Below are 22,544 nucleotides of genomic sequence, written 5' to 3'. Positions count from 1 at the left end.
CAGGGGGGACCCTGTGGGAGAGTAGGACGCCGCCGAACAATTATTCCGGGAAAGCCCCGTGCCCTTGTGGCACGGGGCTTTTCTGCGTTTGCGGGACCAGTTCCAGGATGTCTTCGATCAGCGTGACGCCGGGCCCGGGTCGGCCAAAGCCCGCGGGCCCGGCAAGCAGGGGCAGGTGTGTGCGTGATCAGAGGCTGCCGGCAGCCTTCAGGGCGAGGTAGGCATCCGCCACGGCCGGGGCCAGGTCGTCCGGGGCGGCATCGACCACCGTTACACCGAGACGGCGCAGGCGAGTGGCCGTCCGCAGACGCAGGGACTGCGCCTGCGCTGCGGCTGCTGCGTCGTAGACCGCCTCCACAGTGCCTCGGGAGCGAGCCATGGTCTCTATGTGTGGGTCGGCGACCGCTGCCACCAGGACCGTGTGCCGTTTGGTGAGCATGGGCAGAACAGGCAGAAGCCCCTCCTCGACGGGAGCCGCGTCCAGACTTGTGAAGAGGACGATCAGCGAGCGTTTTGGGGCGTTCGTCAGCAGGGCGGTGCTGAGACCGCGGGTGTCCGTCTCCACGAGTTCCGGCTCCAGCGTGGCGAGTGTCCCGGACAACACCGACCGGACATCGCCTCCAGTGCCTCGGACGTGGGCCCGAATGCGCCGGTCGTAGGCGATAAGACCCACTCGATCACCCGCCCGGGCGGCCAGAGCGGTGAGGAGAAGGGCGGCGTCGATGGAAGCGTCCAGTCGAGGCACATCGCCCACGCGGCCGGCCGATGTGCGACCGGTGTCCAGCGCGACCAGGATGTGACGATCCCGTTCCGGCCGCCATGTGCGTACGGCCAGGGTCTGTTGCCGTGCGGTCGCCCGCCAGTCGACGGACCGGGTGTCATCGCCTGGTACGTAGGCTCGGAGGCTGTCGAACTCCGTGCCGTCGCCACGGCTGAGCACGCTGGTCCGGCCGTCCAGTTCTCGGAGCCTGGCGAGCCGGGAAGGCAGGTGCTTGCGGCTCGAGAAGGACGGAAGTGCCCGAACCGTCCACGGCACACGATGAGTTCCCTGTCTGGCTGCCAGGCCGAGTGGGCCCACCGACCTCACCGTGACTCGGTCGGCCTCCCGGTCGCCCGTCCGCGAGGGACGAAGCCGGGTGATCAGACGGAGGCGTTCGCCTGCCGGGACCACGATCCGATGGCGGGAGAGAGCCTGTTCGCCCTCCGTGCTCCAACTGCTGGGCGGCCAGCCGTCGCGAAGCACCGCGCGAAGCCGACGTCCGGAAGGGTTGGTGACGGTGAGTTGTACGTTCGCGGCGTCACCGAGTCGAACAGATGTATCGCCGGATCGGGTGAACTCGAGCGTACGCACTGGTGCAGCGAGGGCATAGTCGCACACAATTGCCAGTGCGAGGGGGACATCGATCGCGAGCATGCCTGCCCAACCGGGGGCCAGGATGCCTACGGGGAGTGACCCCAACGCCGCCACCAAGGCGGCCCGTCCGGTGAGGGCCATGGTCACCGCCTCACCGGGGGACAGGGACGTGGGCGAGAGTCGCGGTGATGACGGAGTCGGTTGTGACTCCCTCCATCTCCGCTTCGGGCCGTAGCTGCAGGCGGTGCCGGAGAGTGGGCAGGGCGAGGACCTTCACATCGTCCGGGATGACGTAGTCCCGGCCCGTGAGCCAGGCCCAGGCTCGCGCTGTCGAAAGCAGTGCCGTGGCGCCTCGGGGGGAGGCACCGAGACTGAGCGAGGGGGATTCACGAGTGGCACGGCAGATATCAACGACGTAGGCCGTGATCTCAGGCGATACAGAAGTTCTGGCGACTGCGGCGCGGGCCGCTTCGAGGTCGGCCGGCCCAGCCACGGGCCTGACGCCTGCCGCTTCGAGGTCACGGGGATCGAAACCGCGAGCGTGACGGGTGAGCACGTCGATCTCGTCCTCCCGTGATGGGAGAGGCACGGTGAGTTTGAGCAGGAAGCGGTCCAACTGGGCTTCGGGCAGAGGGTAGGTGCCCTCGTACTCGACGGGGTTCTGGGTGGCTGCGACGAGGAAGGGCTCAGGCAGCTGACGGGGTTCTCCGTCGATGGTGACCTGGCGTTCTTCCATCGCTTCCAGCAGGGAGGACTGCGTCTTCGGGGGAGTGCGGTTGATCTCGTCCGCCAGCAGGAGGTTGGTGAACACCGGGCCGGGCTGGAAGGAGAATTCAGTGGTGCGGGCATCGTAGACGAGGGAGCCGGTGACATCGCTCGGCATCAGGTCGGGGGTGAACTGGACGCGCTTGGTGTCCAGTTCCAGGGACGCGGCGAGTGCGCGGACCAGAAGGGTCTTCGCGACGCCCGGCACCCCTTCGAGAAGGACATGGCCCCGGCAGAGCAGGGCCACGACCAGGCCGGTGACGGCGGAGTCCTGGCCGACCACCGCCTTGGAGATCTCGGCGCGCAGCGTTTCCAGAGATGCCCGGGCAGCCGCGGACTCCGTCGGGTCCGCGGCGGATCCCGCCGGTGCGGTAGCCGTGGCGGTCTCGGGGGTCGGTGCGCTCATGAGGCGCGTACCTCGCTTTCCAGGACGTCTAGTTGGTGGGTGAGGAGGACGAGCGCAGCGTCATCGGCGGGAGTCGGCCCGAAGAGGAGGGAGCTGTGACCGGTGCCCGAGGTACCGAGCCGGGCGGCGAGTGCGGTGAGAAGGGCCTCGGGGGAGTCGGCGTCCTGGGAGGGCAACCCGACGAGGGCGGAGAGCCGTGATCGGGTCGCGGACCGCAGCACCGTGGCGGCGCGTTCACGTGCGGCCGCCCTGCGGTAGAGGCGGGCACGTCCTTCTGTGGACTCGGAGGCACGGATGACCACGGGCAGACGCTCGGTGACGAGTGGGCCCAGCCGCCGGCCGCGCCAGACGGCGGCCAGCACGGCAGCGAGAGCGAGTTGAAGTGAGCCCCAGATCCAGCCCTGGGGAACGAGGCTGATGAAACTGCCTCCTGCTCCGGCCCTCTCGCCGTCCCCGCCGCTGGTCGTGCCGGTGGCCGAAGGATCGTCGAACGAGGGGAGGTACCAGACGAGATGCGGACGGGAACCGAGGAGTTGCAGGACCAGCGAGGCGTTGCCCTGTTGGTCGAGACGGTCGTTGTGGAGGAGGTCGGGAGAGCCGAGAAGCACGCTGTCGCCGGCTCCGCGCTCCGGGAGGACGAGGAGTGTCGCGAGTTCGCGGTCCGGGTAGCAGCCGGTGGTTCCGGGGGCGGCTGCCGCGTAGCGCATACCGCCGAGTTCGGCCGTGCCGGCGGTCACCGCCGCGGGGAGGGTGCAGCGAGGTTGCCGTACGGTCACCTGGCCCCGCGAGCCTGCCCGGACTCCAGGAGCGAGCCGCTTCAAGGAGGGTCCGTCCGGGGCTATGAGCACGGTCCGGCCCCGGGAGTCCGCCGTCGTCCTGCGGAGACGTTGCTGCTGAGGGGCGGTGAGCATGTTGGGGCCGGTAACCAGCAACGTCGTGTCAGGTCCCGTCGTGGCGCGGGCCTGGTCGAGGGTCGCGACCACCTCGACGGTCACGCCCTGCTTCTTGAGGAGTTCTGCAACCGCCCGGCTTCCGTGGGGATCTGCGGAGCGCGGGTCGAGCCGGCCGTGCTGCCCGCCCGAGCGAACGGCGGCGAAGGCCACCCCGGCTATGACGATGAGGAGGACGGCGAGCAGAGGGCCTCTGAGGCGGAGCCATGTCTGGTGCGGTGTGAGCGATTCCGACGTTGCGGAGACCTCGGTGGCTGTGGTCATCGGGGCTCTTCTCCGACCGTTCCCACGGTCAGGAGAGGCCGGGCCGACTCGAGGTCCGTTTCGAGTGCGCACAGTGCGAGATACGCGTGCTCGTCCGCGGCACGGCCACCGTATGTGATGTCGTCGAACAGGTGGGCGCAGGAAAGGAGCCGGTCGGCGTGCGCGGGCATCAGACTGCCCGCCTCGACGGCGGCCTCGTCCGCGGTGCGGCCGGGCTGCGGGTCGAGCACGGCCCGGTCCTCGAGGGCGCGCACGATGGCGCGCATCCGTTCCTGGCAGGCCTCGGTCCAGCGGTGGGCCGAGGCGTGCGCGGCTGCTGCGGCCCGGTGGTCGGCCGCGGTGCGGGCCGAGCCGACGAGGAGGCCTCTCCTCGTGCGGACCACGCGCTGCGGGGTACCGAGCCTCCACCAAAGCGCGGCGCTGAGGCCGATGACCACCAGGGTGAGTACCACGAGCCCGACCTTGCCGCCGGGACCGGAGCCGGCGGCGGAATCGAGGAGGTCGCCGATCCACTTCCAGAGATGGTCGAGGCCGCGTTCGAGGAGGTTGGGATCGTGCTCGTGGTATCTCGGATCGGTGAGTTCGTCCCGTGCCGCCTCACGGGCGGGACCCCGTGGAGTGTCCACCGGTGGGGTCCCGCCCGCGGAGAGGTGGTGTACCGCTGTGGTGATGGTGATGCCCCCCGCCCCCGTCACCGCATCAGTTCCCGGAAGCGTCGTAGCCGGGTACGCCGGCCGCCCTCGCGAGTTCGAGGTCGAGTGCCTCGCGGCGGATGCGCTGGTCGATGTAGAGCAGGGCCATCACTCCGGCGGTGAACGGATAGGCGAGGGTGGAGACGATCACTTCCCCGATGCCCGTCACGATCAGGAACGGCCATCCGAAGTCCGTCGTCCCGCCGTTCAGGATCCCGCTCAGTCCGTCGCCGTCGACCGCCACGGCCACGACGCCGAACGGGATCGTGATGATCAATGTCAGGACGATGACCAGCAGGTACGTGAGGGCGAGGATGCCGAACGTACGCCACCAACTGCCCCGCACGAGCTTCGCGGAACGGCGCAGCGCGGCGAGGACGGACTGCCGTTCCAGCATCAGCGCCGGTGCTGCGAGTGTGAAGCGGACCATCAGCCAGAGAACGATGACGCAGGAGGCGACGAAGCCGAGGAAGGTCAGCGCGATTCCCGCCGCCCCGCCGCCGACCGTCAGGCCAGGAACCAGGCCCACGGCCATGATCGCTGCGCTCATCAGGCTCAGCAGCAGGGTCAGCCCCAGCAGGGGAAGGATCCTGGGTCGGGCTTCGGACCAGGCTTCGGAGAGGGTGACCGGCCGGCCCAGTACGGAGCGGCTCACCACGATGGTGAGCAACGAGGTGGTGATCAGTGTGGCGATCATCGCGATGACCGTGCTCGGGGCGGTGTTGGCCAGCTGCGACTGGAGGGAGTCGGTGGCCTGGCGGATCGCCTCCGCGCCCGTGGCGTCGGGGTCGATGGGCTCCTGCTCGGGAAGGAGATAGCGCTGTACGAGCACGATCACGATCTGGGCGAACACGGAGACGGTGAGGCTGAGGCCGAGCACCGTGCGCCAGTGGGCGCGCATGGTGGACACGGAGCCGTCGAGGATCTCCCCCACACCGAGGGGGCGCAGAGGGATGACCCCGGGCTTGGCCGCCGAGGGTGCGTGGCCCCAGCCGGGTCCCTGTGGCCGTCCTCCCCATCCTGGTGGGGGAGGCATGCCCGGTCCGCGCCCAGGCGCACTCGGTGTGGACCACTGGCCCGGAGGCGGCTGCGCGGGGGACCACTGGCCGGCGGCGGTTCCGTCCACGGGCGGGGAGGGCTTCGGAATGCCCGTCCCCTGGTCGTCGGAGGGGGCGGATCCGGGCGAAGCCCAGCCCGGAGAGTCGTTCATCGTCGCTCCTTCACGGTCCTGTCCGCTCATCGGGGCGGGCAGGTTGCCAGCCATCGTGCCACGCGCCGGAGCTGTGTGGGCCTGGCACTCCATCTCCTTCTCTCCTACCTGCGAGGCCGTTCAGCGGGCAGACTGGGCGGATGGCTGATCAGGACCTGCGAACGCCGGTGGGCAGCGAGCCACCGGACCTCTCCGTACTCCGGTGGGAGGAGCCGCCGGGAGGACCCGCGGTGGTGCTCCTCGACCAGACGCGGCTGCCGTCCGAGGAGGTCGAGCTGGTGTGCGCCGATGTGCCGGAGCTGGTGCGGGCGATCCGGACGCTGGCGGTACGGGGCGCGCCACTGCTGGGCATCGCCGGTGGTTACGGTGTGGCGCTGGCGGCCGCGCGGGGTGAGGACGTGGAGGTGGCTGCGGAACTGCTCGAGCAGGCGAGGCCCACCGCGGTGAATCTCGGGTACGGGGCCCGGCGGGTCGCTGGGGCTCACCGGGCGGCGCTCCACGGCGGGGCGTCCTCGGAGGGTGCGGCTGCGGCTGCCCTGGCGGAGGCCCGGGAACTGCACCGGGCTGACGCGGCGGCCAGTGACAGCATGGCCCGGTACGGTCTGCGGCTTCTGGAGGAGCTGATGCCAGGGGGCGGGCGTGGCGGGCTTAGGCTGCTCACCCACTGCAACACCGGAGCGCTGGTTTCCGGTGGCGCGGGCACGGCGTTCGCGGTGGCTCTGCGGGCGTACAGGGAGGGCGGTCTGCGGCAGCTGTGGGTGGACGAGACCCGGCCTCTTCTCCAGGGCGCCCGGCTGACGGCCTACGAGGCCGGGCGGTACGGCATGCCGTACCGCGTGCTCGCGGACAGTGCGGCCGGTTCGCTGTTTGCCGCGGGGGAGGTGGACGCCGTGCTCATCGGGGCGGACCGGATCGCCGCGGACGGCTCGGTGGCCAACAAGGTGGGGAGCTATCCCCTGGCGGTGCTCGCGAAGTACCACCATGTGCCGTTCGTGGTCGTCGCGCCGACGACCACGGTCGATCTGGGCTCGGCGGACGGTGCGTCGATCGTCGTGGAGCAGCGCCCCGCGAGTGAAGTGACGGAGATCACATCGACTCCGGGTGCTCCGGCGCGCAACGGCGCGGGCCGCATGGTCGTCACACCCCCTGGAGCCCTGGCGTACAACCCCGCCTTCGACATCACGCCGCCCGAGCTGGTCACGGCGATCGTCACGGAGGAGGGCGTCATTTCCCCGGTCACGGGGGTCGGACTGGCAGAGCTGTGTGCCAGGTCATCGCAGGTAACGATTAGCTAATGGGATGATGTCGTTTATGAAGGGACGCGTCCTTGTCGTCGACGACGACACCGCACTGGCCGAGATGCTCGGCATCGTGTTGCGTGGAGAAGGTTTCGAGCCGTCGTTCGTAGCGGACGGTGACAAGGCACTGGCTGCATTTCGTGAGGCCAAGCCGGACCTGGTGCTGCTCGATCTCATGCTGCCCGGAAGGGACGGCATCGAGGTCTGCAGGCTGATCAGGGCCGAGTCGGGTGTGCCGATCGTCATGCTCACTGCCAAGAGCGACACGGTGGATGTGGTGGTGGGCCTTGAATCCGGGGCCGACGACTACATCGTCAAGCCGTTCAAGCCGAAGGAGTTGGTCGCCCGGATCAGGGCGCGTCTGCGGCGCTCCGAGGAGCCCGCGCCGGAACAGCTGACCATCGGGGATCTGGTCATCGACGTGGCCGGTCACTCGGTGAAGCGCGAGGGGCAGTCCATCGCCCTCACCCCGCTGGAGTTCGACCTGCTGGTGGCTCTCGCCCGCAAGCCCTGGCAGGTGTTCACCCGCGAGGTGCTCCTGGAACAGGTGTGGGGCTACCGCCACGCCGCCGACACCCGTCTGGTCAACGTCCATGTGCAGCGGCTTCGCTCGAAGGTGGAGAAGGACCCGGAGCGCCCGGAGATCGTCGTGACCGTCCGAGGCGTCGGTTACAAGGCCGGACCGAGCTGACATGACCCTGGGCAGCACTGCTCCGCCACCCGGGGGCACCGGGGCCCGTGCGGAGCGGGCTGCCGGTCCGGCCCGGAGGCCGTCACGCCTCGGCGGGCTGCCGCGTGGCGCCCGGTTGTTCCACGACCGGCCGACCGGCGGCCCTGTGCCGCGCCTGTTGATGCGCTGGATCCGCGGGCCGCTGCTGCCCGCGGTCCGGCTGTGGCGACGGAACCTGCAGTTGCGCGTCGTCGCGGGCACTCTCCTGATGTCGATCGCGGTGGTGCTGCTGCTCGGCTTCGTCGTGATCAACCAGGTCCGCAACGGCCTGCTCGAAGCGAAGGGGAACGCCGCGCAGACGCAGGCCGCGGGCGGTTTCGCTGTCGCCCAGGCGAACGCCAACGCGCCACTGGTCCCCGGGGACCAGACCGAGGAAGGCGCCGACGGCATGACGGCCAACACCTCCTGGCGCACCGAGCTCGTCGATCAGCTCGCCAGCGGTGGGACCAACGCCTTCAACGTGGTGGCGCTGAGCGACGACTCCGTGGGGCAGGGCACCAGCCGCGCCCCCCGTGGTTCGGGCAGCGTGGAGGCGTCGAGCATCCCCCAGCGGTTGCGCGACGAGGTGGCGGAGGGGGCCGGTGCCTTTCAGACCTACTCGTTGATCCGCTACTCGTACGGCAAGGACCCGGAGCCCGGGCTGGTCGTGGGCAAGCGGCTCTACGACGTCGACCACAACCCGTACGAGCTGTACTACCTCTTCCCGCTCACGCAGGAGGAGAAGTCGCTCACGCTGGTCACGACGACGCTGGCCACGGCCGGCCTGTTCGTGGTCGTGCTGCTCGGAGCCATCGCCTGGTTCGTGGTGCGCCAGGTCGTGACGCCCGTGCGGATGGCCGCCGGGATCGCCGAGAGGCTGTCCGCGGGCAGGCTCCAGGAACGGATGAAGGTCACCGGCGAGGACGACATCGCACGCCTCGGTGAAGCCTTCAACAAGATGGCGCAGAACCTGCAGCTGAAGATCCAGCAGCTGGAGGAGCTCTCCCGCATGCAGCGGCGTTTCGTCTCGGACGTCAGCCACGAGCTGCGCACCCCTCTGACGACGGTGCGGATGGCCGCGGATGTCATCCACGAGGCCCGGGTCGACTTCGATCCGGTGACGGCACGGTCCGCGGAGCTTCTCGGGGACCAGCTGGACCGCTTCGAGTCGCTCCTCTCCGACCTGCTGGAGATCAGCAGGTTCGACGCCGGGGCGGCCGCGCTGGAAGCCGAACCGATAGATCTGCGCACCGTCGTCCGGCGGGTCATCGGCGGTGCGGAGCCGCTCGCCGAGCGCAAGGGCAGCAGGATCCTGGTGGTGGGCGACGACCAGCCGGTGGTCGCCGAAGCCGACGCGCGTCGTGTGGAGCGGGTCCTGCGCAACCTGGTCGTCAACGCCGTCGAGCACGGCGAGGGCAGGGACGTCGTCGTGCGGATGGGTGTCGCCCAGGGTGCCGTGGCGGTCGCCGTCAGGGACTACGGCGTAGGGCTGAAGCCGGGAGAGGCGACCCGGGTGTTCAACCGCTTCTGGCGGGCGGACCCGGCACGCGCACGCACCACCGGTGGGACCGGCCTGGGACTCTCGATCGCGGTCGAGGACGCGAGGCTGCACGGCGGCTGGCTCCAGGCCTGGGGTGAGCCGGGAGGCGGCTCGCAGTTCCGGCTGACCCTGCCGCGTACCGCGGACGAGCCGCTGCGCGGCTCGCCGATACCGCTGGAGCCCGAGGACTCACGGCGCAACCGGGAGGAGCGCGAACGGGCGGACGCCGGGGCGCCGGCCTCTCTCGGGGCGACCGTGCCGAACCAGGCGGGCTCCGCGGGGAGGCCGTCGCTCACCGGGCCGGCCCACGGTCCGGCAGGCCCGCGGACCCCGGCGTCGGTGCACCCCGCCGCGTTCCCGGGCAACGGAGCACGGGTGGTGTCGCGACCGGCCCCGGACCGGCAGGCCGGGGGCGCCGTCCCACAGACGCAGGATCCGGAGCAGGAGGACACCACTCGTGGACACTGACCGCCGTCGGGGCGGCCACGGTCGGGCGGTGCGGTTGTCCGCGTCGCTCGGCTGCGCCGTCGTGGTGCTCGCCGGATGCGGAGCGATGCCGGTCACCGGTGACGTGAAGCCGGTCGACGCCTCGCAGCCCGGCGATTCCCAGGTCCAGGTGTACGCAGTGCCACCGAGGGAGGGCGCCGCACCGATCGAGGTCGTCGACGGCTTCCTGGAGTCGATGACGAGTGACGACCCCGATTTCCGGACGACCCGCCAGTACCTGACCGCGGACGCCGCCCGCACCTGGCAGCCGGGCCGGGGCACCACGGTGCTCTCGAAGGCGCCGAACCGCAACGGGCCCACGATCCGGGACAAGGGGCGCGGGACCACCGAGACGACCTACACCCTCACCGGGGAGCAGGTGGCCGCGGTCGACGAGCAGAGTTCGTACCGCCCGCTGGCTCCGTCGGAGTACTCGCAGATGCTGCACCTGGTCAGGGAGAAGGCCGCGGACGGCAAGCAGGAGTGGCGCATCGACATCGTGCCGGACGGTCTGGTGCTGGGGCAGTCCGACTTCAAGCGGCTCTACCGGTCCGTGAACAAGTACTACTTCGCCGCCGGGCGCGAGGACGAGAAGCGCGGGCTGGTCACGGATCCCGTCTATGTCCGCAACCGTACGGACCCTGTGACGCGGATGGACACGGCCACCCAGACGGTGCGAACCCTGCTCGAAGGTCCGTCGAACTGGCTGCGCCCGGTCGTCGAATCCAGCTTCCCGGCGGGCACGGCGCTGAGGCGCGGTGTCACCTCGCTGTCCCCGGACGACCAGAACGTCCTCAAGGTTCCTCTCAACGAGAAGGCCGAGAAGGCCGGGCAGGACGCCTGCCGGAAGATGGCGGCACAGGTGCTCTTCACCTTGCGGGACCTCACCTCCGCCCGGGTCGGCCAGGTCGAGCTCGAGGGGAGGAGGGGGCCGCTGTGCTCCCTCGGGGCGGACGAGGCCGAGGACTTCTCGGCGGACAACGGATCGGACGGCCCCGACAGCCAGTACTTCGTCGACGGCAAGGGGCATGTCCAGCGACTTCCCGGGAGCAGCAAGGGCAGCGGCGACCCGCAACCGGTGACCGGCCCGCTCGGGAACGGACCCGTGGCCATGGGCGCGGTGGGTGTGGCACGGGACGAGCAGCAGGCCGCCGCCGTCTCGGCGGACCAGCAGCGGCTCTACGTGTCCTCCCTGACGGAGGAGGGCGAGCTCGCGGCGCCTGTGGTGACCAGTCGCGCGAAGAGGGCCGAGGACCGTCTGTCCGCTCCGAGCTGGGACGGGCGGGGCGATCTCTGGATCGCCGACCGTGATCCGGCGGACCCCAGGCTGCTGCGCCTGGCGGACGGTGCCGGAGAGCCGCAGGAGGTGCAGGTCCCGGACCTCGACGGCGGGAGGATCGAGGGGATCCGGCTGGCGGCCGACGGGGTGAGGATCGCCTTGCGGGTGTCGAGGGACGGCCGTACGACGCTGAGCGTCGGCCGGATCGAGCGTCACGGCTCGGGGAAGGACGAGCGGGTCGCAGTGGAGGACCTGCGGCAGGCCGCCCCTCAGCTGTCCGACGTGACCGCGGTGTCCTGGTCCGGTCGCAGCCGTCTCGTGGTCGTGGGCAAGGAGGAGGGCGGAGTGCAGCAGGTGCGCTACGTACAGACCGACGGGTCGACCTCGTCCTCCGGAATCCTGCCGGGCATCAACCAGGTGACCGCGATCGCCGCGGCGGACGACGAGCAGCTGCCGCTGATGGCGGACACCGAGGGGGACGGAATAGTGAAGCTGTCGCCCGGCAACAACTGGCAGACGGTGCTCAAGGAGGGCTCCTCGCTGGTCTACCCGGGCTGAGCCGTGTCTCCGGCCCGCCCGGGGTTGCGGCCCCTGGCGGGCCGGAGGGTGAGGCCCACGTGGCCGGCGCCGTGGCCGGTGGGTGGGGTCCATCGGCTCGTGGCGTCCGATGCGGCACGTAGGGCGCGCGACCGCGTCGCCGTCGCCCGCGTCCCCCCGAGTACGCCCGGGTGCGCGGGCGGGCGATCCGTCCGGCGGTGCGCCGCCCGGACCGGCGGGTTCACCCCGGTCGGCCCTCCAAGGTCTTCCAGGGCGCTCGGGGCTCTTTCGACGCCCTCCAGAGGTCCTCGAAGGTCCTCCCCCGGTTCATCCTGCCTGGGTTGTCCACAGGGGTGGCCGGACGGGCGGCCCAGCGGCAGAGTGAAGGTGTGCGGGGCTGGTGGCGGGAGATCGCGGGGCTGGTGCTGCCGGCCGTCTGCGGCGGCTGCGGCAGCCCGCGCGCGGAGCTGTGCGCCCGGTGCGCGGCGGAGCTTGCCGTGGCTCCGCGTCGGGTGCGACCCGCACCCGAACCTGTGGGGCTACCCGCCGTCCACGCGGTGGCCCCCTACGAGAACGCCGTACGCGCGATGCTGCTGGCCCACAAGGAGCGAGGGGCACTGGGGCTCGCCCGGATGCTCGGCGGGGCACTGGCGGCCGCCGTGCGGGCAGGTGAGGAGCGCTGGGACGCCGGGCGGTCGCCGCTGCTGCTGGTTCCCGTCCCCTCGGCGCGACGGGCGACGGCGGGGCGGGGACACGATCCGGTCCTCAGGATCGCCGCAGCTGCCGCGGCGGGGCTGCGGCGCGGAGGTACGCATGCCCGGGTGGCACCGGTGCTGAGGCAGCGACGCGGCGTCGCCGACCAGGCCGGGCTGGGTGGCCGGGAACGCCGGTCGAACCTCGCAGGCGCCCTCGTCGTGGCCGACGGCGGCAGGAGGCTGTGCAGGGGCGGGGGGATGATCGTGCTCGTCGACGACCTGATCACGACCGGATCGACGCTGGCCGAGGCGGCGCGGGCGATGCGCGCGGAGGGGCGAGGGGAGGGGACGGACACGCTCCGGGCCGCCGTTGTCGCCGCGTCACCGTCCGCTTTCGAATCAAACCGTGGCTGACAGAAAACTTTCATCTTTGCAGGTAGTGAGAGGGCAAAGGGGCCCGATCGGAGGTACGCGTGAGTAGCGGGTGCCGACACAGCGGTGGGCAGGCTATGTTCGGTGGAGAGGAGCGGTCAATTCCGCACCTCGATGAATGCGCCACCAGGTTTCGGGCAGGTAACTCACCGCAGGCCGGAAGCATGGAAATCGGTGGGGTGGAAACCCCGCCGACGGGGGAGGAGGAGGTGACAGCCACCGAGTCCGCGGCTCCGGCGATCACCGGAGCCAGGTGCAAAAGGGAGATGCTCCGCCACAGAAGCGGAGCGATCCGGGAACGGAGTTCTGCGTGGACATCGTCGTCAAGGGCCGCAAGACCGAGGTGCCCGAGCGGTTCCGCAAGCACGTGGCCGAGAAACTGAAGCTGGACAAGATCCAGAAGTTCGACGGCAAGGTGATCAGCCTCGACGTCGAGGTGTCCAAGGAGCCGAATCCCCGTCAGGCCGACCGTGCGGCACGGGTGGAGATCACGCTCCGCTCGCGTGGTCCGGTCATCAGGGCGGAAGCGGCGGCAGGCGACCCGTACGCAGCGCTGGATCTGGCGACCGACAAGCTCGACACGCAGCTGCGCAAGGAGCACGACAAGCGCTACAGCAGGCGCGGAAGCGGACGGCTGTCCGCGGCGGAGGTCGGGGAGGTCGTCCCGGACGCCGCCTCGTTCAACGGCGACGGGGAGCTGATCCCCGAGGAGCCGGAGAACGCCGTGCCGACCACGAGGATCGGCTCGCTCGAGGTGCAGGGCGAAGGACCGCTCGTGATGCGCGAGAAGACGCATGTCGCGGCGCCGATGACGCTCGACCAGGCGCTCTACGAGATGGAGCTGGTCGGTCACGACTTCTATCTGTTCGTCGACTCCGAGACGAAGGAGCCCAGTGTCGTCTACCGGAGGCACGCCTATGACTACGGCGTCATCCACCTGAGGACCGACCCGCTGGCCTCGGACGAGGCGGGCGGCGCGGGCGGCGCGCTCGGCGGCTGACGCCACCCGTTCACCAGCCGGTGCACGGTGCCCCTGGGTGCGTTCGTACGCCCCAGGGGCACCACGTGCGACCGCAGGAGGCACCGATTCGGCGGCCGGGCATGAAAGCATGGCGTCCCAGGCCAATCAGTGCTCTGCGCACTGCCGTTGGCGGACAGCCTGTGACCGCAGGCAGTGGCCTTCAGGGGGAGGAACGATGGCGGACACCTTCGGACCCGTGCGCGCGACGAACGATGCCGGCAGCACCGCCGGTGCGGATTCCGCCGTGGACGACGGCGGTTCCCGTCAGGAGCCCATCCGCGTACTCGTCGTGGACGACCACGCGCTCTTCCGCCGGGGACTCGAGATCGTCCTGGCCCACGAGGAGGACATCCAGGTCGTCGGCGAGGCCGGGGACGGGGCCGAGGCGGTCGACAAGGCCGCGGACCTGCTCCCCGACATCGTGCTGATGGACGTACGGATGCCCAAGCGGGGCGGCATCGAGGCATGCACGTCCATCAAGGAGGTGGCACCCAGCGCGAAGATCATCATGCTGACGATCAGCGACGAGGAGGCCGACCTCTACGAGGCGATCAAGGCCGGTGCGACCGGCTATCTGCTCAAGGAGATCTCGACCGACGAGGTGGCGACGGCCATCCGCGCGGTGGCGGACGGACAGTCCCAGATCAGCCCCTCGATGGCGTCCAAGCTCCTCACCGAGTTCAAGTCGATGATCCAGCGCACCGACGAGCGGCGCCTCGTTCCCGCTCCGCGGCTCACCGAGCGGGAGCTGGAAGTGCTCAAGCTCGTGGCCACGGGCATGAACAACCGCGATATCGCCAAGGAATTGTTCATTTCCGAGAACACCGTGAAGAACCATGTCCGCAACATCCTGGAGAAGCTGCAGTTGCACTCCCGGATGGAAGCCGTGGTCTACGCGATGAGGGAAAAGATTCTCGAGATCAGGTGAGGGGTGCCCTCGGCCGGCCCGTGGGTGCGGCCGCATTCCCGTACCCGCGGCCGCGTCGGCTGCCGCGAGCCGCGTGATCGAGCGGGATGCGAAGGCTCCCCCGGCCTCAGCCGAGAGCGCGGGCGATCTCCGCGGTGAGCGGTCCGCGGAGCTCCGGCGCCTCGATCCGTTCGACGCGCACATCGGTGCAGCCGACCCAGGACGCGGCCTCGACGAGTGCCCGGGCCATCGCCGTCAACGACTTCGGGCCGTCGAGCGAGACCTGGCGGGCGACGAGCGTCGCTCCTTCCCTGGCCGGATCGACCCGGCCGCAGAGCCTGCCCCCTGCCAGCAGAGGCATCGCGAAGTACCCGTGGATCCGCTTGGGCCGCGGGACGTAGGCCTCCAGACGGTGGGTGAAGCCGAAGATCCGCTCCGTGCGGGCCCGTTCCCAGATCAGCGAGTCGAACGGCGACAGCAGGGTCGTGCGGTGGCGTCCGCGCGGCTCGGAGGCCAGCGCCTCGGGGTCCGCCCACGCGGGCTTGGACCAGCCCCTCACCGAGACCGGGACCAGCCCGGAGTCCGCCACGACGGCGTCGAACTGCTCTGCCTTGAGCCGGTGGTAGTCGGCGATGTCCGCGCGGGTCCCCACCCCCAGCGACCTGCCCGCCAGGGCGACGAGCCGGCGCAGGCACTCGGCGTCGTCCATGTCGTCGTGGAGGTAGGCGTCGGGGATCGCGCGCTCGGCCAGGTCGTAGACGCGTTTCCAGCCGCGCCGCTGGGTGCACACCACTTCGCCGTACATCAGGGCACGCTCGACCGCGACCTTGGAGGCCGACCAGTCCCACCACTCGCCGCCGTTCTTCGCGCCGCCCAGCTCGGTCGCGGTGAGCGGCCCCTCGGAGCGCAGCTGCGCGACGACCTTGTCGTACGCCCCGTCGGGAAGGTCGTGGCTCCACTGCGGGCGTGAGCGGTAGGCGCGGCGCCGGAAGGCGAAGTGCGGCCACTCCTCGACCGGCAGGATGCAGGCGGCGTGCGACCAGTACTCGAACGAGTGACCGTCCGACCAGTAGGCCTCGTCGACCGTACGCCGGCCCAGCGCACCGAGCCGGGCGTACGGCACGAGTTCGTGCGACCTGGCCAGGACGGAGATGGTGTCGAGCTGGACCGCGCCGAGATGCCGCAGCACTCCGCGCACCCCGCCCTTGCGGTCGGGGGCGCCCAGGAGCCCCTGGGCGCGCAGGGCGATCCGGCGGGCCTGGTCGGCGGAGATCTCCAGAACGGGCGGCGGCGCAGACGTCATGGGCGAACCCTAGAGCGTGCCACTGACACCGGTGGCCGGCCTGCGGGGATGGGTGCCGGGCAGTCCCAGGTCGCCGGGGAGCAGGGCGCCGGTCCAGGTGTCCCGGCGTATCCCCTTGTTGAACAGGGCGGCCCGCTGGTCACCCTCCATACGGAAGCCGGCGCGCAGGGCGACCGCGCGGGAGGGGGCGTTCCCGATCTCCGCCCGCCACTCCAGGCGGTCGGCGGCGAGGCCGGTGAACGCCCACCGTGCCGCGGCCAGAACCGCCTCCGTGGTGAGACCGGCACCCCGGTGCTCCTTCGCCGTCCAGTACCCCACCTCGTAGGTGCCCAGGGTCCTGCGGTTGACGCCGAGCGCGCCGACGAGCGGCCCACCGTCCCTGAGCAGCACGGCGAAGTTGTACATGGAGTCGTCCTGCCAGCCGCCGGGCGAGAGCTGCCCGGTGAAGAGTTCGGCGTCGGCACGGGTGTACGGGGAGGGGACGACCGTCCAGCGCTGGATGTCGGGATCCTGGCAGGCCGCGTACAGCTGGTCCGTGTCCTGCGCCGCGAAGGGCCGCATGAGCAGGCGCTCGGTGGTGAGGATCGTGGGTTCCATGAAGGGATTCTGTTGAGCCGGGGCCGGGGACGCCAGCACTTTTCGGTGCGTCCCGGCACCTTCCGGCCGTTCCGTCCGTTGTCCTGGACGGGTGCGGTGGGGAGAACGCGGCAGCAGCCCTCCCGGCGTGGTGGTGTCCTCGCTTACGATGGCCGTTGCGGTGGGGCCCACCTGCCGTGCCCGCGCCAGAGTCCATCACACGACCCAGTGCCAGGCCCGACCGGCAAGGAGACCAGCCTCAGTGTCCGTCTTCCACAAGCTCATGCGTGCAGGCGAAGGAAAGATCCTGCGCAAACTGCACCGCATCGCGGACCAGGTCAGCTCCATCGAAGAGGACTTCGTCAACCTCTCCGACGCCGAGCTGCGGGCGCTCACCGACGAGTACAAGGAACGGTACGCGGACGGCGAGAGCCTGGACGACCTGCTCCCCGAAGCATTCGCGACGGTCCGTGAGGCCGCGAAGCGAGTTCTCGGACAGCGCCACTACGACGTTCAGATCATGGGTGGTGCAGCCCTGCACCTCGGTTACGTGGCGGAGATGAAGACCGGTGAGGGCAAGACCCTCGTCGGTACCCTGCCCGCGTACCTCAACGCGCTGTCCGGCAAGGGCGTGCACCTGATCACGGTCAACGACTACCTGGCCGAGCGTGACTCCGAGATGATGGGCCGGGTGCACAAGTTCCTCGGTCTCGAGGTCGGCTGCATCATCGCCAACATGACCCCGGCGCAGCGCCGTGAGCAGTACGCCTGCGACATCACGTACGGCACGAACAACGAGTTCGGGTTCGACTACCTCCGCGACAACATGGCGTGGTCCAAGGACGAGCTCGTCCAGCGCGGCCACAACTTCGCCGTCGTCGACGAGGTCGACTCGATCCTCGTGGACGAGGCGCGTACCCCGCTGATCATCTCCGGGCCCGCCGACCAGGCCACCAAGTGGTACGGCGACTTCGCCAAGCTGGTCACCCGCCTCACCAGGGGCGAGGCGGGCAACCCGCTGAAGGGCATCGAGGAGACCGGCGACTACGAGGTCGACGAGAAGAAGCGCACCGTGGCCATCCACGAGCCCGGTGTGGCCAAGGTCGAGGACTGGCTGGGGATCGACAACCTGTACGAGTCGGTGAACACCCCGCTCGTCGGTTACCTCAACAACGCGATCAAGGCCAAGGAACTCTTCAAGAAGGACAAGGACTACGTCGTCATCGACGGCGAAGTCATGATCGTCGACGAGCACACCGGCCGTATCCTCGCCGGCCGCCGTTACAACGAGGGCATGCACCAGGCCATCGAGGCGAAGGAAGGGGTGGACATCAAGGACGAGAACCAGACGCTCGCCACGATCACCCTGCAGAACTTCTTCCGCCTGTACGACAAGCTCTCCGGCATGACCGGTACGGCGATGACCGAGGCCGCGGAGTTCCACCAGATCTACAAGCTCGGTGTGGTGCCGATCCCGACGAACCGGCCGATGGTCCGTGCCGACCAGTCGGACCTGATCTACCGGACCGAGGTCGCGAAGTTCGCGGCGGTCGTCGACGACATCGCCGAGAAGCACGAGAAGGGGCAGCCGATCCTCGTCGGCACCACCTCGGTCGAGAAGTCCGAGTACCTCTCGCAGCAGCTCTCCAAGCGCGGTGTCCAGCACGAGGTCCTCAACGCCAAGCAGCACGACCGTGAGGCGACGATCGTCGCCCAGGCCGGGCGCAAGGGCGCCGTCACGGTCGCCACGAACATGGCCGGCCGAGGCACCGACATCAAGCTCGGCGGCAACCCGGACGACCTCGCCGAGGCGGAGCTGCGGCAGCGCGGCCTCGACCCCGTGGACCACGTCGAGCAGTGGGCGGCCGCCCTGCCCGCCGCGCTGGAGAAGGCCGAGCAGGCCGTGAAGGCGGAGTTCGAGGAGGTCAAGGAGCTCGGCGGGCTGTACGTGCTGGGGACCGAGCGCCACGAGTCGCGGCGTATCGACAACCAGCTGCGTGGTCGTTCCGGACGTCAGGGTGACCCGGGCGAGTCCCGTTTCTACCTGTCGCTGGGCGACGACCTGATGCGTCTGTTCAAGGCGCAGATGGTCGAGCGCGTCATGTCGATGGCCAACGTGCCGGACGACGTCCCCATCGAGAACAAGATGGTGACCCGGGCGATCGCGTCCGCGCAGTCGCAGGTGGAGCAGCAGAACTTCGAGACGCGCAAGAACGTCCTGAAGTACGACGAGGTGCTCAACCGGCAGCGCGAGGTGATCTACGGCGAGCGCCGCCGCGTCCTGGAGGGCGAGGATCTGCAGGACCAGATCCGTCACTTCATGGACGACACCATCGACGACTACATCCGCCAGGAGACGGCGGAGGGCTTCGCGGAGGAGTGGGACCTCGACCGGCTGTGGGGCGCCTTCAAGCAGCTCTACCCGGTGAAGGTCACGGTCGAGGAACTGGAGGAGGCCGCGGGCGATCTCGCCGGGGTCACCGCCGACTTCATCGCCGAGTCGGTCAAGGACGACATCCACGAGCAGTACGCGGAGCGTGAGAAGACGCTCGGCTCGGACATCATGCGTGAGCTGGAGCGGCGCGTGGTGCTGTCCGTCCTGGACCGCAAGTGGCGTGAGCACCTCTACGAGATGGACTACCTCCAGGAGGGCATCGGCCTGCGGGCCATGGCGCAGAAGGACCCGCTGGTCGAGTACCAGCGAGAGGGCTTCGACATGTTCAACGCCATGATGGAGGGCATCAAGGAGGAGTCCGTCGGCTACCTGTTCAACCTGGAGGTCCAGGTCGAGCAGCAGGTCGAGGAGGTGCCGGTGGCCGAGGGCGCCGAGGCCGCGTCCCTGGAGAAGAAGGAGACGCCGGTCGCGGCCGGCTCCGGCCGCCCGGAGATCCGTGCCAAGGGCCTGGACGCTCCGCAGCGCCCGGACCGGCTGCACTTCTCCGCCCCCACGGTCGACGGTGAGGGCGGCGTCGTCGAGGGCGACTTCTCCAACGGCGACGGTGGCCGCTCCGAGGGCGACGGCATGACGCGTGCCGAGCGCCGCAAGGCGCAGAAGAGCACGGGCGGACGCCGCCGGAAGAAGTAGTGCCCTGAAGCACGTGCGTCAGACGCGTGTGCGTCAGGCGTTCCCGGCCCGGACACCGATCGGTGTCCGGGCCGGAGTCCTGTCCGGGCTCGGAGCCGTGCAGGCCTCTGTACGGGGCTGTGCGGGACCGTGCGGCTCTCGTGGCTCCGGGGCTCCCGTGTGGGCGGATGGGGCCGTCCGTGCGTCTCCCCGCAGGGCTTCTGGGCGTCTCCTGAGCGTTCCGGCCGGTCGCCTGTGCCGTCCCCCCGCGCGGCGTATCGGCGCCGAGTGCCCGGGCCGGCTCGTACGGCGGGTCGGCCACCGTTCCCGCCGGCTCGTGCGCCGGGGCCCGTAATCGGTTCCGGTCCGGCGGTTCCTGCGCGAACCGGTTCCGGTTCCGGCGTTCCTGCGCCGGGGCCAGTGACCGGTTGCGGCGGTTCCTGCGACGGGCGCCCACGCCGGGTGTCTGTGCCGGGCAGTCGGCTTCTGTGCCGAGTCTCCGCAAGACCCCACGCTTCGGGCCCCGGCGCCGGGGCGGTACGTCTTCCCTGCCGGTTCCTGCGCCGCTCCCAGGCGCCCTCTCCCCGTTGCCCCTCACCCCTTTCGTACGCCGGGCTTCCGCGCCCCACGCCGTCCCCTGCACGGTTGCTGAGCCGAGCCGAGCCGAGCCGAGCCGGGCCAGGTCGGGCCGAGCCCGGCCGGGCCCCGCGGCTACGCCGAGTCCGCAGGACGGGCCCGTGCGCGGGCCCCCGCCGGCCGGTCCCGGACGCCGAGGGCCCGCCAGCCGGTTCCGCCGGGCCCCCTCGCGGGGGGCCCGGCGGCCGTCGCGCCGGACCGCCCGCGCCGTGCCTCGCGCGGGACCCGGCGGGGCCGGCTACCGGATCGCGTGGAGCCGTTCGCCGCCGAGGTCGACTGCGGCGCACCGCCAGCGGAGGTCAGGTCCCTGCTCCAGGCGGAAGGCCATCGCGCGGACCCGGTCGCCCGTGGCGATGCTGGCGAAGGCCTCGACCACACCGGTGGCGGGCTGGGTGCAGTGGCAGGCGCGTACGACCGGGCGCCTGCTGCCGGGGCCGAGCGGTGTGTCGGGTGCGAGCTCGGCGAGCTGGTCGTACGCGTCCCCGATGGTGTGGCCGAGCATCCAGTGGACCGGACGCTGGCCGCTGAGGACCGCGAGCAGGCGTTCGGCGAACCACTGGTGCGGGCGCAGGGGCCGAGTCGGCCGTTGCGCGGGTACGGTGCCCGGCCTGGTGCGGTCCCGCCGTCCGGCCGGCCTCGTCCTGTCGGTGCTCATGGTCATCGCCCCCGTGGCTGATGTGTGGAACCCGGTCAGTACCGGGCGGTAACTTCCTGGGGATCTTCTACGGGGCCGGTCCTCGGCGCCGCAAGCCGCGATGGGGCCGAAGGGGGCGGCCCACGAGTTCACCTATCCGGGTGGCGGACCCCGTGGCCGCACGGCGGAAGTGAGGGTGACGGCCCCCGCGAGGTGGACACCGGGACGTCCGGCGGCGACCCCGAAGGGGGGATGTCGCACGTATCCTGAGGACGTCCTCGACTACGAAAGCGGTCCCAGTCATGCGTGTGTACGTCCCCCTGACCCTTTCCGGTCTTGCCGCGGCGCACGGAGCGGGCGAGGTCGGTCCGGGGCCTCTGACCGCCTACGCGGTGACGCCCGGTCTGCGCGAGTGGTACGTATCCGACGACATCGAGGAGCTGGAGTACGCGGCGCTCAACAGGGCGGCCGCCGCATCGCTGCGCGTGATCGCGGCCAGGCCGGAGGAGATCCGTCGCAGGGTCGTCGTCGCGCTCGACGTGCCGGACGGAGCGGCGGTCGCCGACCCCGACCACGGGCTGGAAGCCTCGTCGCTGGGCGAGGTCAGGATCGCGGACGCGGTCCCACTGGCGAAGGCGGCTGCCGTGCACGTGGACGCCGACGACGCCGAGAAGGACGTCGCCGCCGCGGCCGCGGCGCTCGGGGCGGCCGACCTCGGGGACGACGACGCCCAGTTCACCGTGGACGGCGCGGACGACCACGAACTCCTGTGGTTCGGGATCCAGGAGATCCCCGGCCTCATCGGCTGAGCCGGCCCGGCCGCGGCGGGCTGTGTCCCGGCGGGGCTCCGTGTCCCGGCGGGATCGGTGTTCCGGGGCACGCGAGCGGGCGGGCCGCCCGGGGGCGCTGTCGTACCCGGCGGGTATTTTCTTCTCATGGCGACATCCGGGAAGAAGCACCGCACCCATCTGGTCTGGGACTGGAACGGCACCCTGCTCGACGACGTCCAGGCGGTCCTCGGCGCGTCGAACGCCGCCTTCGCGGAGGTCGACCTGGCACCGCTCACCCTGGAGCAGTACCGCGAGATGTACTGCGTGCCGATACCCAAGTTCTACGAGCGCCTCCTGGGCCGCCTGCCCACCGAGGCCGAGTGGGAGCGGATGGACGGCCTCTTCCACCGCCACTACACCCAGCAGCGGGCGGCCTGCGGGCTGACCGAGGGCGTCGAGGACCTGCTCGTACGGTGGGGAACCGGTGGCAGGAGCCAGTCGGTGCTCAGCATGTACGACCACGAGCACCTGGTGCCCGTGGTGCGCGCCTACGGCATCGAGCGGCACTTCGTCCGCGTCGACGGCCGTACCGGACCGTCCGGAGGCAGCAAGGCGCAGCACATGGCCCGGCACTTCGCAGCGCTCGGGGGCATAGCGCCCGAGTCCGCGGTGGTCATCGGTGACGCGGTGGACGACGCCGTCGCGGCGGACCACGTCGGTGCGCGCGCGGTGCTCTACACCGGCGGCTCCCACAGCCGCGCCAGCCTGGAGGCCGTGGGGGTCCCCGTGGTGGACACCCTGGCCGAGGCCGTGGCGCTGGCCGAACTGATGGCGGACTGACCGGCCGACACGACGGCGGACCGTTCGGGAAGGGCCCGCCGCGCGTGCCCGGAGCGGGAGCCGGGGGGTGCGGGCGTGCCGTGCGGGACGGTGAGGGTCCCGGACCGGGCTGACCGGGTCTGCCCGCCCGTGTGCCCTTGAGTGCGGGTACGCCCTCGCGCGATGTCCAGAGTGTC

General features: G+C 70.6%; 18 protein-coding genes. 10 read left to right on the top strand and 8 right to left on the bottom strand.

What is annotated here, in order from left to right:
* Window positions 1-187: 187 nt before the first annotated feature.
* From ACFXOA_RS17440 to ACFXOA_RS17420, 5 genes are read right to left on the bottom strand one after another with little or no spacing between them, the layout of a single operon-like run.
* On the bottom strand, window positions 188-1,495 hold the full coding sequence (locus ACFXOA_RS17440; protein WP_385028499.1) for a DUF58 domain-containing protein: 1,308 nt from the start codon (window positions 1,493-1,495) through the stop codon (window positions 188-190).
* Between the two features lie 10 nt (window positions 1,496-1,505).
* Window positions 1,506-2,525: an AAA family ATPase gene (locus ACFXOA_RS17435; protein ID WP_385028496.1), complete on the bottom strand. Its 1,020-nt coding sequence runs from the start codon at window positions 2,523-2,525 to the stop codon at window positions 1,506-1,508.
* The gene (locus tag ACFXOA_RS17430) at window positions 2,522-3,739 is read right to left on the bottom strand and encodes a DUF4350 domain-containing protein (protein WP_385028493.1); all 1,218 of its coding nucleotides are present in this window, start codon (window positions 3,737-3,739) and stop codon (window positions 2,522-2,524) included. Before ACFXOA_RS17430 ends, ACFXOA_RS17435 begins: the two co-directional genes overlap by 4 nt.
* Window positions 3,736-4,434, bottom strand: coding sequence for a DUF4129 domain-containing protein (locus tag ACFXOA_RS17425; RefSeq protein WP_385028490.1), 699 nt, complete (start codon window positions 4,432-4,434; stop codon window positions 3,736-3,738). The genes ACFXOA_RS17430 and ACFXOA_RS17425 overlap by 4 nt, the downstream gene beginning before the upstream one ends.
* A 4-nt stretch (window positions 4,435-4,438) precedes the next feature.
* Window positions 4,439-5,641, bottom strand: coding sequence for a glycerophosphoryl diester phosphodiesterase membrane domain-containing protein (locus ACFXOA_RS17420; RefSeq protein WP_385028487.1), 1,203 nt, complete (start codon window positions 5,639-5,641; stop codon window positions 4,439-4,441).
* A gap of 140 nt (window positions 5,642-5,781) precedes the next feature.
* On the opposite strand from ACFXOA_RS17420, the gene mtnA reads away from it, so the two are divergent.
* The 7 genes from mtnA to ACFXOA_RS17385 all read left to right on the top strand — a co-directional run bounded on the left by mtnA (window position 5,782) and on the right by ACFXOA_RS17385 (window position 14,566).
* Window positions 5,782-6,936: an S-methyl-5-thioribose-1-phosphate isomerase gene (gene mtnA, locus ACFXOA_RS17415; protein WP_385028484.1), complete on the top strand. Its 1,155-nt coding sequence runs from the start codon at window positions 5,782-5,784 to the stop codon at window positions 6,934-6,936.
* A 4-nt stretch (window positions 6,937-6,940) separates the two neighbouring features.
* Window positions 6,941-7,630 carry a two-component system response regulator MtrA gene (mtrA, locus tag ACFXOA_RS17410; RefSeq protein ID WP_187282414.1) on the top strand — a complete coding sequence of 230 codons (690 nt, stop codon included), beginning with the start codon at window positions 6,941-6,943 and terminating at the stop codon, window positions 7,628-7,630.
* A 1-nt stretch (window position 7,631) separates the two neighbouring features.
* The gene (gene mtrB, locus ACFXOA_RS17405; protein WP_385028480.1) at window positions 7,632-9,656 is read left to right on the top strand and encodes an MtrAB system histidine kinase MtrB; all 2,025 of its coding nucleotides are present in this window, start codon (window positions 7,632-7,634) and stop codon (window positions 9,654-9,656) included.
* Between the two features lie 28 nt (window positions 9,657-9,684).
* Window positions 9,685-11,511, top strand: a complete 1,827-nt coding sequence (locus ACFXOA_RS17400) for an LpqB family beta-propeller domain-containing protein (RefSeq protein WP_385028477.1) — start codon at window positions 9,685-9,687, stop codon at window positions 11,509-11,511.
* A gap of 368 nt (window positions 11,512-11,879) precedes the next feature.
* Window positions 11,880-12,599, top strand: coding sequence for a ComF family protein (locus ACFXOA_RS17395; RefSeq protein WP_385028502.1), 720 nt, complete (start codon window positions 11,880-11,882; stop codon window positions 12,597-12,599).
* Window positions 12,600-12,927: 328 nt separating this feature from the next.
* Window positions 12,928-13,617, top strand: coding sequence for a ribosome hibernation-promoting factor, HPF/YfiA family (gene hpf, locus ACFXOA_RS17390; protein ID WP_362672572.1), 690 nt, complete (start codon window positions 12,928-12,930; stop codon window positions 13,615-13,617).
* Between the two features lie 196 nt (window positions 13,618-13,813).
* Window positions 13,814-14,566, top strand: a complete 753-nt coding sequence (locus ACFXOA_RS17385; RefSeq protein WP_385028473.1) for a response regulator — start codon at window positions 13,814-13,816, stop codon at window positions 14,564-14,566.
* 106 nt (window positions 14,567-14,672) lie between these two features.
* Here ACFXOA_RS17385 and ACFXOA_RS17380 read toward each other — a convergent pair whose 3' ends face one another.
* Both ACFXOA_RS17380 and ACFXOA_RS17375 read right to left on the bottom strand, forming a co-directional pair.
* Complete coding sequence (locus tag ACFXOA_RS17380) at window positions 14,673-15,848, bottom strand: winged helix-turn-helix domain-containing protein (RefSeq protein ID WP_385028471.1); 1,176 nt, start codon at window positions 15,846-15,848, stop codon at window positions 14,673-14,675.
* Window positions 15,849-15,857: 9 nt separating this feature from the next.
* On the bottom strand, window positions 15,858-16,445 hold the full coding sequence (locus ACFXOA_RS17375; protein WP_385028468.1) for a GNAT family N-acetyltransferase: 588 nt from the start codon (window positions 16,443-16,445) through the stop codon (window positions 15,858-15,860).
* Window positions 16,446-16,686: 241 nt separating this feature from the next.
* Between ACFXOA_RS17375 and secA the strand changes: the two genes are divergently transcribed.
* Window positions 16,687-19,509, top strand: a complete 2,823-nt coding sequence (gene secA, locus ACFXOA_RS17370; RefSeq protein WP_385028465.1) for a preprotein translocase subunit SecA — start codon at window positions 16,687-16,689, stop codon at window positions 19,507-19,509.
* Between the two features lie 853 nt (window positions 19,510-20,362).
* Here the strand turns inward: secA and ACFXOA_RS17365 are convergent.
* Window positions 20,363-20,779, bottom strand: coding sequence for an Rv3235 family protein (locus tag ACFXOA_RS17365; protein WP_385028463.1), 417 nt, complete (start codon window positions 20,777-20,779; stop codon window positions 20,363-20,365).
* Window positions 20,780-21,060: 281 nt separating this feature from the next.
* On the opposite strand from ACFXOA_RS17365, the gene ACFXOA_RS17360 reads away from it, so the two are divergent.
* On the top strand, window positions 21,061-21,567 hold the full coding sequence (locus ACFXOA_RS17360) for a DUF6912 family protein (protein ID WP_385028460.1): 507 nt from the start codon (window positions 21,061-21,063) through the stop codon (window positions 21,565-21,567).
* Window positions 21,568-21,693: 126 nt separating this feature from the next.
* Window positions 21,694-22,368, top strand: coding sequence for an HAD family hydrolase (locus ACFXOA_RS17355; protein ID WP_385028457.1), 675 nt, complete (start codon window positions 21,694-21,696; stop codon window positions 22,366-22,368).
* The last annotated feature ends 176 nt before the right edge of the window (window positions 22,369-22,544 follow it).

The sequence above is a fragment of the Streptomyces sp. NPDC059166 genome (assembly GCF_042755185.1).
Lineage (GTDB): Bacteria > Actinomycetota > Actinomycetes > Streptomycetales > Streptomycetaceae > Streptomyces.
This window is presented reverse-complemented; position numbering and strand designations above follow the sequence as displayed.